At 65.1% G+C, this 11,909-nt stretch carries 4 protein-coding genes; all 4 read right to left on the bottom strand.

Annotation, left to right across the window (positions count from 1 at the left end; all coding sequences use genetic code 11):
* Position 1 precedes the first annotated feature (1 nt).
* Positions 2 to 9,709, bottom strand: a complete 9,708-nt coding sequence (locus tag BBTA_RS05120) for a non-ribosomal peptide synthetase (protein WP_012041384.1) — start codon at positions 9,707 to 9,709, stop codon at positions 2 to 4.
* A 55-nt stretch (positions 9,710 to 9,764) separates the two neighbouring features.
* Entirely contained in the window at positions 9,765 to 10,727 is a 963-nt protein-coding gene (locus tag BBTA_RS05115) for a TauD/TfdA family dioxygenase (RefSeq protein WP_012041383.1), read from the bottom strand.
* A gap of 83 nt (positions 10,728 to 10,810) precedes the next feature.
* Entirely contained in the window at positions 10,811 to 11,539 is a 729-nt protein-coding gene (locus BBTA_RS05110) for a thioesterase II family protein (protein ID WP_083780605.1), read from the bottom strand.
* Positions 11,540 to 11,558: 19 nt separating this feature from the next.
* Entirely contained in the window at positions 11,559 to 11,789 is a 231-nt protein-coding gene (locus BBTA_RS05105) for an MbtH family NRPS accessory protein (protein WP_012041381.1), read from the bottom strand.
* Between the last annotated feature and the right edge of the window lie 120 nt (positions 11,790 to 11,909).

Raw genomic sequence — 11,909 nt, 5'->3', positions numbered from 1 at the left:
GCTACTCTGCCTCGATCAGCTCTTGGAGCTCGCGCGCCTCGAATTCCTCCTCAATCAGCCTGATCGAGACGGCGCGGGCGAATTCCGCCAGCTCCGGGCGGGCGAACAGCTCGGACAATGGCGGCGCGACGCCGAACTCCTGCGAGACGCGGCTGATCAGCCGCACGGCCAGCAGCGAATGCCCGCCCAGCTCGAAGAAGCGGTCGCTGCGGCTCACACGCTCGACGGCGAGCAGCTCCGCCCAGATCCGGGCAAGAGTGACCTCGATCTCGCCAACAGGAGCCTCATGCACCTGCTCGACAGGGCCGCCTTGAGACGGCGGCGGCAACCTGCGCCTGTCGATCTTGCCGTTGGGCGTGAGCGGCAGTTGCGGCAATATGATCAACCGCCACGGTACCATGTAGTCTGGCAGCACCGCGATGAGGGCCGAGCGCAGGCTTGCAGCATCGAGCGCTTCGTCGCCGCTGACATAGCCGATCAAATTCAGGCCGCCGCCGATCTCCCGCGCCACCACGACACTGTCGCGTACGCCGGGCTGCGCCCGGAGATGCGCTTCGATTTCGCCGAGCTCGATCCGGCGGCCTCGAATCTTCACCTGATGGTCGGCGCGACCGACATAATCGAGCACGCCATCGGCACGCCAGCGCGCCAGATCACCGGTCCGGTATAGCCGCGCACCGGCCGGCCCAAACGGATCCGGGACGAAGCGCTCGGCGCTCAGCCCTGCACGGCGCCAATAGCCACGCGCAAGTCCCGCGCCGCCGATAAAGAGCTCGCCGGCCACGCCAATCGGCGCGAGATTGAAATGCGAGTCGAGCACATAGAACGTGGTATTGCCGACCGGCCGACCCAGCACAGGCGACCGATTGTTCGCGTCAAGCCGACGGCGCGCGGACCAGACCGTGGTCTCGGTCGGCCCATACAGGTTCCAGACATCGTGGCTCAGCTCCGTCAGCCGCGCGGCCAGGTCGGGCGCTAGCGCCTCGCCACCACTCAGCACGCGGCAGCCGTCGGGAAGCCACACGTCACCGTCCTCATGGTCGAGCAGCATGCGCCAGCTCGACGGCGTCGCCTGGACCATGGTCACACCATGTCTGACCATCATCGCCTTCAACGCCGCCGGATCATGCGCGGCGGCCCGATCGGCGAGCACGATGCGAGCCCCGCACGTCAATGGCAGCCACAGCTCCAGCACCGCGATATCGAACGACAGCGACGTCAGGCCTAGCGCGCAATCTGCGGACGCCATTCCCGGCTGCTCGGCCATCGTGGCCAGAAAATTCGCGATCGCGCCATGCCGCACCATCACGCCCTTGGGCAGCCCGGTCGAGCCCGAGGTGTAGATCAGGTAAGCGAGGTTCTCCGGATGCAGGCCAATGCCGAGATTGGCGGCTGAGCCAGCCTCTTGACCGGTCTGATCATCGAGCAGCCAGGCCTCGGCGCCGCCATCGGCCAGCGCTGCCGCAAATCGATCCTGAAGCGACGCTTGCGTCAGCAGCAGCTTCGTGCCGCTGTCGCGGAGCATGTGGACGAGACGGTCAGGCGGATAGTCGGGATCGAGCGGCAGATAAGCCCCTCCCGCCTTCAACACCGCAAGCAGCGCCACCAGCATGATCGGCGCGCGCTCCAGCGCAAGGCCAACCACCACGTCAGGACCGATCCCGCGCGCCCTCAGCCGCCGCGCCAACCGGTTTGATCGGGCATTCAGCTCAGCATAGCTCAGCCGGCGCTCGCCGCTGATGACGGCAACCGCATCGGGCGTTCGGGCCACCTGAGCCTCGATCTGCGCCACGAGGTTCAGCGATCCTGGCGCGAGGGCGTCGCCATCCGCACTCCCCCAACGCAGAACGCTTGCGAGCGTCTCCTCGCTGATCGCCTGCAGGCTGCCCATGACGCGCGTGGCATCGGCCGTGATCGCGATCAGCCAGTCGCGCATCGCAGCGCTCACCCATCGTGCCGCGTGCTCATCCAGCTGCGACCGATCATAGTTGAAGTCGAGCCGGAGACTTTCGCCGCTTTCGAAGACCGCGACCGCCATTGCATAGGTCGTCGGTGTCACATGCTCGACACGTCCGACCTGCGGTAAGGCATCGTTGCGATCCATCAGGGACTGATCGATCGGATAGTTCTCGAACACCAGGATGCTATCGAACATCTGCCGGCCACCGAGCTCGGCGAGGCGCTGGATTTCGTGCAGCGGCATCCATTCATAGTCGCGGGCCGCCACGTTGCGCGCCTGCAGCGCGCGCAGCCAATCACCGATCAGCGCCTGCGGATGCGGGGCATCGACCAGCGGCAACGTGTTGATGAACAGCCCAATCCCGTGCTCCGCGTCGACAAGCTCTGCCGGGCGTCCGGCGACGGTGACACCGAAGCAAATGGTGGCCTGCCCGCAGAGCTGCCGCAGCACCTGCGCCCAGGCGCCCTGCAGCAGCGTATTCATAGTGACCCGCTGCTGCGCCGCGAACCGCTTGAGACGCGTCGCCAGCGCGCCGTCCAGGACCTGCGTCAGCCGTCCGTGTCCGATCGCCCGGCTGATTGGGCCCCTGGCGTGCAGCGCATCAGCGAGCAGCGTCGGCTCCGCGAGATCGTCCAGTGCCTCGCGCCAGAAATCAGCGGCCACGCTGCGGTCTTGCATCTGGAGCCAAGCGATGTAGTCGCGATATCGACCTTGTGACACAGCCGGCGTGCCGCCAGCCGCGCGCTTCAGGACCTCGGCCAGCAGCCGGGCCGAGCTCCAGCCATCGACCAGCAGGTGATGGTGCGTCCAAATCATCCAGAGCCGATCATGATCGAGCCGGATCAGACGCAGTCGCTGCAGCGGCGGTTGGGTGACGTCGAATCCAAGCGCTCGTTCGCGCTGCCCGGCTTCGGCCAACGCCGCGTCGAGATCCGCGCCCTCGCGCAATGAGGCCATCCGGCTGCGCCAATCGTCCTCGACGATCGGAACATCCAGCCGGCGATAGACGATCTGCTGAGCCGCCTCCGAAAGCTGCCAGACAAAGCCCGTCCGCAGCACTGCATGCTGCGCGCTCGCCGCTTGCCACGCCGCGCACAGCGCGGCCGGCGTGACACCACGCAGCTCCACCGCGAGCTGATTGACATAGGCGTCGTCGTGGCCATCGCGAAGCGCATGAAACAGCAGCCCCTGCTGCATCGGCGATAGCGGATAGATCTCTTCGATATTGCGAACGTCGCGCGCTGCACAAAGACGGTCGAGCGTCACCTGATCGAGATTCGCGAGCGGAACGTCGGAGGGCGTGAGGCAGCCCGCGCTCTGAACACAGTGATCCACGAGACCGCGCAGCGCTGCGCGATAGAGCTCGGCAACCCGCTCGATCGTCGCCCGCCGATAGCGGCGTCGGCCATAGCGGAAGGCAAGGCGGAGGCTGCCGTCGCGCACCTCGCCATTGATGGTGAGCCGGGCCCGCAACGGCGTGTCCGCCGCCCGCATCGCGCCGGGATCTTCCGCGCCGATCCGATACGCGGCCGCCGCGCCGAGGTCCTGATCGAACCGGCCGAGATAGTTGAAGATGACGCGCGGGTTTGGCGCCCGCGAGAGTGCCTCGCGATGCTCAGGCCTGCCGAGGTAGCGAAGGATCCCATAGCCGATTCCATGATCGGGAACGGCGCGCAGGGCTTCCTTCACTGTCTTGATGAGGGCTGCATCGGCGTCAGCACCGCCCTTCAGGCGGAACGGGAATGCGCTCGTGAGCCATCCCACCGTTCGCGTGATGTCGGCATCGGCAAAGATGTCCTCACGACCATGACCCTCGAGTTCGATCGCGATATCGTCGCGGCCGCACCAGATCGCGATCGCACGTGCCAGCGCGGCGAGCAGCAGGTCGTTGATCCTGGTGCGGTAGGCTGCCGGCGCTGCCTCGAGAAGCTGCGCGGTCAACGCCGCGTCCACATCGAGCACCACCTCATCAGCATCGGCTTCGAGGTCGACGCCGCCATGGTCGTCATCGCAAGGCAGATCGCTCCCTTGGGACGTTGCCAGCCAGAACGGCAATTCGGCCGCGAGCCGTTCGGATGTCGCATATGCGTGCAGCCGCTTTGCCCAGGACGACGGCGAGTCGCTTTTCGGCAAGGTGACCGCCGCAGCTCCGGCCTCGAGCTGCTCGCAAGCCGAGACGATGTCCGCGAGCAGGATGCGCCAGGACACGCCATCCACAGCGAGGTGATGGATTGCGATCAGCAGACGCTGACTGCCATCGATGAGGTCACAGCCGACTGCGCGGAGCAAGGTTCCCGACGCCAGCGAGAGGCTGGCCTGCGCGGACGATGCGATGGCGCCTAGATCAGCCGGCTGGACCTCGCTTCGGGTCCACAGCAGATCGGAGGCTGCAGGCGGATCGGCAAGGGACGCCTGCCAAGTATCCGCCACTCGACGATACCGCATACGGAGCGCGTCGTGATGCAGGACGACCGCCATGAGCGCGGCCTGCAGCACGCTCCACCTGGTGCGATCTCGCGGTACGAGCATCACGGCCTGATTGAAGTGATCACGGCTGGGGATCTTCTCTGCAAAGAACCGCAATTGGATCGGCAGCAGCGCCGCAGCGTCGGAGTTCGCGACGCTGCGCGCTGCCGCCGACGCCGCCACAGCCGGCGCGGAGGTGGTCGCAACCACGCCGGCCAGGGCCGCGATCGTCTGCTGCGCAAAGACCTGCTTGGGTGTCAGGACCACGCCGCGTTTGCGCAGCCTTGCGATGATCTGCAGGCTGAGAATGGAATCGCCGCCGAGCTCGAAGAAATTGTCGTCGCGGCCGATACGGTCGCGACCCAGCACTTCGCGCCATACGGCGGCAATGGTCTGCTCGACCTCCCCGACCGGATCGGCATAGGATGTCGTGGCCTCGTCATCGGGCTGCGGAAGCGCAGCCCGGTCCAGCTTGCCGTTCGCGGTCAGCGGCAGGCGATCGAGAATGATCACGCGCGAAGGAACCATATAGTCCGGTACCAGCGCAGTCATTTGCGCCCGCAGGATGTCTGGCGAGAGCTCCGTGCCCGTCTCCACGACGCAATAGGCCACCAGCTCGAGCCGATCCTGCTCGACGTCGCTCGCGCGGGTCACAACGGCTGCATCGACCACGCGACTGAGCGAGGTCATCACCCGCGCGATCTCGGTCGGCTCGACGCGGTAGCCACGGAGCTTGACCTGGTCATCGCGCCGGCCGAGGAACACGATCCGTCCAAGTCGATCGCACCGTACGCGATCGCCGGTGCGATAGAGGCGCTCGCCGGGTGGTCCGAAAGGATCCGGAACGAAGCGTTCGGCGGTCTGCCCCGGCGCCCCGCAATAGCCTCGCGCAACGCCCGAGCCACCGACATAGAGCTCGCCTGCGACCCCGCATGGCACCACGCTCAACGCATCGTCGAGCACATAAGCGCGCAGGTTCGCCAAGGGCAGGCCGATCGGCACGATATCGCCGTCAGTGATCCCTGCCCATTCATGGGTCGCGATTCCCACGGTGGTTTCGGTCGGGCCGTAATGATTGACGATCCGGCATTGGGGTCGCAGCTGGCGCACGTCTGCGAGCAGCCGCGGATCGCTAGGCTCACCACCGAGCACAAGCACATCCCGCGGCAGCACGTCCTCCGAACGGCGCGCCTGCAACAGACCGCGCAGATGACTCGGAACGATCTTGAGGATGTCGACGCTCCCCTCGCGCATGGCCTGAGCGAAGGCGTCGGCATCGAATGCGGCATCAGCGGGCAGCAGGTTCAGGGTCGCGCCGCTGGCAAGCGCACCGAACAGGACGGTGTGACCAAGGTCGGCGGCGACGGTCGAGACCATCGCCATATTGGTATCTGCCTCAGGCCGCAACCGCGTCAGCACCGCCTGCACGTAGTTCGCCAGTGCGCCGTGCGACACCGCGACGCCCTTCGGCGCGCCGGTCGAGCCGGAGGTGTAGATGATGTAGGCGGTCTGGGCCGAATGATTGGCATGCGGCACGAACCGGTCGGAGACGTCGTGATCGCGCCATTCGGCATCGAGCACGAGACATTCCAACTCCTGCGCTGCTGCGAGGCGGTCGCCGGTCGCGATCAGCAGGCGGATCTTTCCGTCTTCGAGGATACGCCGCGCGCGGGCGACAGGCCAAGCCGGATCGAGCGGGACATAAGCGCCGCCCGCCTTCAATACCCCGAGCAGCGCCGCGACGAATGCCGGGGACCGCTCGATCCACAGTGCGACGGGTACTTCGCGCCCGACGCCGCGCGCCGCCAGCCGATGCGCAATCTGATCCGACCAGCGCTGCAGCTCGGCAAATGTGACACTGGCCCGTCCTTGCCGCAGAGCGACCTTGGCGCCACGACCCGCAGCCGCCGCCTCGATCAGGGCAACGATGTCCGTCAGCGGGAACGTCCGAACCTCCTGCGCCACCGCCTGACGAAGCTGAGGTGCAAGGGCGAAGTCGGTCAGCGGGCGTTCGACGCCGTCTGCGATCTGCTCCAGGAATTCGACGAATTGGGCGCCCATCCGCTCGATGGTGAGCCTGTCGAACAGATCGGTTGCGTAATTGAGGCTGGCCGCCATACCCGCGGCGCCATCGACGACATCGAGCGCGAGATCGAAATGCGAGCCGACCAGATCCATGATGTGGGTTTCGGCGCGCAGGCCGTCGGCCGCGGCGAATCCTCTCGGCTCCGCCATGTAGTTGAACTTGACCTGGAACAGTGGATTATGTCCGCCCAACCGCACGGGATTCAGCGTTTCAACAAGTCTGTCGAACGGCAGGTCCTGATGCGCGAGCGCCGCAATGACTTCGGCCTTCGCCTGGTTCAGCAGATCGCCGAAGCTCATATCGTCAGCCACGTCGGCGCACAGCACGAGCGTGTTGACGAAGCAGCCGATCAGGGCGTCAAGTTCGGTCTGCCGGCGGCCGGCGACCGGCACGCCGACCCGCAGAACGGACTGGCCCGAGTAGCGGAACAACAGCAGCTGATAGGCGGCAAGCAGCAGCATGAACATGCTGACGCTTTGCTCACCGGCACGCCGACGCAGCTTCCGCGCCAGGTCCGACCCGATTTCGAGGTGAATGGTATCACCACGATAACTCTGAACCGGCGGACGCTGCCGGTCGAACGGGAGCGCCAGCGGTTCCTGCGTCTCGCCGAGCCGCCCGCGCCAATAGGCGATCTGCCGATCGGCCTCTGGACTCGTCAGCCAAGCCCGTTGCCATGCCGCGTAGTCGGCATACTGGACGACGAGCGGCGGCAGTGACGCTGGAGATTGCTGCCCATGCGAGCCATAGATGCTCGAAAGTTCGTTCAGCAGCACATTGAGTGACAGACCATCGGCCACGATGTGATGCGCCGAGAGCAGCAGTTCGTGCCGATCGTCGGCCAATTGCACCAGAACGGCGCGCAGCAGCGGCCCATTGGCGAGATCGAACGGCCTCGCCAGCTCACCCTGGATTCGCGCTGCGGCCCGCATCGCACGATCTGCCGCCGAGCAACGCCGAAGATCCTCGACGGCGACGAGCACCTCCTGGACGTCATGAATCACTTGCGCCGCTCGGCCATCGTGGGACGCAAAGGTGGTGCGAAGCGGTTCGTGGCGCGCGACGATGTCGTTCAGAGCGCGCACCAGTCGAGCCTGATCGAGTGCGCCTTCGAACCTGACCGTACAGGCGATGGTGTAGGCCGTGCTGGCAGGGTCCATGCTCCAAAGGAACCAGAGCCGCTCCTGTGCAGGCGACAGCAGCACGCGCGCGTCCGGCGCCGCGGTGCGCAGCGGCGGCACGGCGTCAGCCACACGGTCCGCGGCATCGATCGAGGCGGCCAGAGCACCGAGCGTGGGCGCATCAAAAAAGCTGCGCAGATCAAGATCGACATGCAGGCGCTCACGCACCCGTCCGGCAATTTGCACAGCGGTAATCGAGTTGCCGCCAAGCACGAAGAAGTCTTCCTCGCGGCTGACTTTCGCAAGGCGAAGCACATCCTGCCAGATCAGTGCAAGACTGCGCTCGGTTTCTGTGAGCGGATTCGGCGCCGGCCGCTCGGCGGCCTGTTGTCCCCGTGCGAACACCGCGAAACTGTCGAGCGTCCCCTGCATCCAACCCGCGCGACAGGCGGAACGCTGCAGCTTGCCGCTGGTGGTCAGCGGCATGCCCTGCGGATTGAGCAGCACGACAACCGCGGGATATTCCTGGGTCTGCCGCATGACCGCATCGCCGACGGCCTTGATCAAGGCGTCAGACGGCGTCCGCCGCAGCACGGCTCTGCTGAACTCCGCGGCGATGCCGATGCCTTCCGCACCGTCAATCTCGACCGGGAAGGCCGCGACGCGGCCCTTCCGAACCTGGGACACCTCGGTCTCGACGGCCTGTTCGAGGTCGAACGGATAGATGTTCTGACCACGAACGATCAGCAGATCCTTGAGCCGCCCCGTCACGACCAGCGCGCCATCGCGGAGAAAGCCGAGGTCGCCTGTGCGCAGCCAGCGCGAGCCGTCTCTGTTTACAAATGTCTGTTGCGTCGCCTGTGCGTTGTTCCAATAGCCGTTGGCCACGCTCGGGCCAGCGACCCAGATCTCGCCGATCTCGTCCGCATCGGCCTCACCCGAGCCATCCGGCCGCATGATCCGCACGACGTGATGTTCGGCTGCGACGCCACACGCCATCAGTGCGGAGCCCTCATCGGCATCGGCGACACGCCCCTGAGCAAGCGCGTTCGGCTCGAGTGTGTGGCACACAGCCCTGCTTGCACGCTCGCCTGCTGTGACCAACAGGGTCGCCTCCGCGAGTCCATAGCACGGCGTCAGCGCGCGCTGATCGAATCCTGTGGGACGGAAGCGCTCAGCGAACCGTTCGAGCGTCGCACGCCGCACGAATTCCGAGCCGGAGAATGCAAAGCGCCAGCGGCTGAGATCAAGGCGCGAAATCGCTTCGTCGGAGATCCGGTCCGCGCAGAGTGCAAAAGCAAAGTCCGGTCCGCCACTGACCGTGCCGCCATGCCGATCAATCGCATCGAGCCAGCGGCGCGGCTGCTCCAGGAAGTTGCGCGGCGACATCAACACTGCCGAGTAGCCCGTGAAGAGCGGACTCAGCAATCCGCCCATCAGACCCATGTCATGGTAGAGCGGCAGCCAGCTGACGAAGACGTCGTCCGCCGTCACCCCCGTCGCGGCCTCGATCGCGACCTCGTTGGCGACGAGGTTCCGGTGTGTGACGCAAACGCCTTTCGGTTGCGACGTCGATCCTGACGTATATTGAAGGAATGCGATCGCATCGCCTCGCGGCCCGGTCTCGTGCCAGGACGCCGCACCTTCCACCGGGATGGCATCGACGGCGAGAACATGAGGGACGAGGCGGCCGAACGAGGCAGGGATCTTGTCGCGCAGGCCCGCCGCGGTGAGGATGAAGCGAGGCGCCGCGTCGCGCAGGATGCCATCGAGGCGAGCCGTATGGCGCTCCTTGCCGCTTTCCGGCGGATAGGCAGGCACGGCAATCACGCCGGCGTAGAGGCACGCATAAAAGGCCACGGCGTAGTCGAGACCGCTCGGCAGCAGAATGACGGCGCGTTCTCCGGCGCCACCGAAATCCTGCAGCCGTGCGGCCAGGGCACGCACACGCCGGTCGAGATCAGCGAACGTCAACTCTCCAACGACAGTCTCGCCTTCGATGAAGCGCAACGCCAGACGGTCGGCTCGCAGCGTAGCGTGCTCACGCAGTCGTTCGACGAGAGTTTCTGGGAACATGTTGCAGATATCCGCTAACGGCGTGGCATTCGATCAGTGGTCTGGACGGCTGGGATCACTGCAGCCCGTAGGCTTGTGCCATCGCGACGATGACCCGGCGCGGCCCCTTGAACGGCTCGCGGGCATGCGCCGTCAGCATGTTGTCGAGCATCACGACGTCGCCCGCCTGCCAGGGGAAGATGATCTTGTGGCGATCGAGCACATCGCGGACAGCAGCGAGCGTCTCATCCTCGATCGGCGAGCCATCGCCATAGAAGGCGTTGCGGGGCAGTTCCAGCGGATCGCTCACAATGTCGAGCAGGCTTTCGCGCACCTCGGGTGCAAGACTGGAGACATGGAAGAGATGCGCCTGATTGAACCACACCTTGTCCCCCGTGAAGGGATGCACAGCGGTGCCCTGGCAAACCTGGCGTGTGCGCAGCTCATCGCCGTCCTTCCATTCGCAGGCGATCGCATGAGCCGCACAATACGCCTCGACTTCGGCCTTCGATTGCGTGCCGAACACGTCTCGCCAGTCTACGTCGAGGCCGCTGCCATAGTTACGGACATACATGACGCCCTTCTCGGCAAATCGGCTCCGGATTGCGGCAGGCATGTCGCGGTAGATGAGCCGGCTGTCGGCGATCGGCGTCTCGCCGCCTTGCTGAGCTGGCTGTTCGCAATAGAACCAAATCTTCAACGGCCAATCGCGCGTGTAGGCCTGCTCATTGTGCAGGGGAATGCTTTGATGCGGCGGATATTCTGTCGACGTGTAGACGCCAGAGCTCACTTGCGTGCGCGGCGTCGAACCGAATTCATAGCTGAGCAGCGGATGACCAAAGCTGGCGGCGAAGCTCCTGAATGCTTCGGCGCCGTCGAGATGAAAGTCGCGAAACAGAATCCCGCCGCTGGCCTGGAGCTGCCTCTCGATTATGCCCCGCAGCTCACTGACGGCATCCGTCAGTGACTGCTGCTTGCGGCTGGCACGCAAAAGAAACGGAAGCGCCTCACCATCAATTTTAGATTGCATTGCGAACATGAATCCTCCCTGCTTTCCACCTCGACCGCGCCATCACCCTGCCTTCAAGAAGCCAATGCAGCCAGCCTCCCTGCCCCGGCCCGCTACGGCTCCGCGCCGACAGCAGCAGGCTGGCGCCGGCTTTGGCGTGCCAACAGTGCGGCGATGCGGCTCACCAATTCGGCCTGCCGCGCATGAATGAAGAAATGATCGCCTGCCAGCACGTCGAGCCTGAACGACGCCGATGTCTCGTCGCGCCAGGCATCGAGCGCCTCCCGGCGCGTCTCGTCCCGATCACCGCCGAAAACCTGTATCGGACAGGGCAAGCGCTTCCGCTGTTGCGGGACGTAGTTGCCGCAAATCAGGAAGTCGGCCCGCAGAATCGGCAGAGCGTGACGCATGATCTCCGGGCTTTCCAGGGCTTCCGACGGCGTGCCCTTCAATCTCGACAACTCGCCGCGAAGCGCATCATGGTCGAGCGGTTCCCGCCAACGGCTCCCGTCACGCATCGCCGGCGCCTCCGTTCCAGATACGAGCAAGATCTGCGGACTGGGCGCGCCGCGCGCAAGCAATCCGTGCGCGACCTCGAAGGCAATCAACCCACCGAGACTATGCCCGAACAACGCATAAGGCGATCGCCACGCTGTCCCGATCAACTCAGTTGCAAGCTGATCCGCGAGTCCGGCCATTTCCGTGTGCAGAGGCTCATCCATTCGCGCGCCACGGCCAGGCAACTCCAGGGGCACCACCTCGATCCATGACGGAAGAAGGCGTCTCCAGCGCGCATAGATCATGGCGCTGCCTCCCGCGTAAGGCAAACAGATGAGCCGCATTGGTGCCAGCCCCTTGGATCTAGGATTGAGCCGGCGTCTGGGGGCTCTCCTGCATGAACTTGCGCAGCGACAACGGTCGCATGTCCGTCCAGACCCGCTCGATATGATCCAGACATTCCTTCTTGCTGCCGGTCACACCGACCGCATTCCATCCGCTCGGAATGTCCTTGAATGTCGGCCAGATCGAATATTGCTCTTCGTGATTCACGACGACGGTGAAGGTGACATCGTCCCTGTCGAAGACCATCATGCCCGGCTACTCCTACTAACAAGCGATAGCGATGAGCTACGAGTAATGCAGCTGAGAATGACAGTCAAAAGGATACCGCCCTCTCAAGTTTTTAATCTCTCCAAGGTAACGCTGCGCCGA

It is taken from the genome of Bradyrhizobium sp. BTAi1 (assembly GCF_000015165.1).
Lineage (GTDB): Bacteria > Pseudomonadota > Alphaproteobacteria > Rhizobiales > Xanthobacteraceae > Bradyrhizobium > Bradyrhizobium denitrificans.
The sequence above is the reverse complement of the archived record's forward strand: the minus strand, read 5'-3'. Positions and strand labels throughout refer to the sequence as shown.

Excerpts from the sequence above, each read along its gene's own strand:
- BBTA_RS05105 (WP_012041381.1), bottom strand. The coding sequence starts at position 11,789 with ATGATGGTCTTCGACAGGGACGATGTCACCTTCACCGTCGTCGTGAAT.
- BBTA_RS05110 (WP_083780605.1), bottom strand. The coding sequence starts at position 11,539 with ATGCGGCTCATCTGTTTGCCTTACGCGGGAGGCAGCGCCATGATCTAT.
- BBTA_RS05120 (WP_012041384.1), bottom strand. The coding sequence starts at position 9,709 with ATGTTCCCAGAAACTCTCGTCGAACGACTGCGTGAGCACGCTACGCTG.
- BBTA_RS05115 (WP_012041383.1), bottom strand. The coding sequence starts at position 10,727 with ATGTTCGCAATGCAATCTAAAATTGATGGTGAGGCGCTTCCGTTTCTT.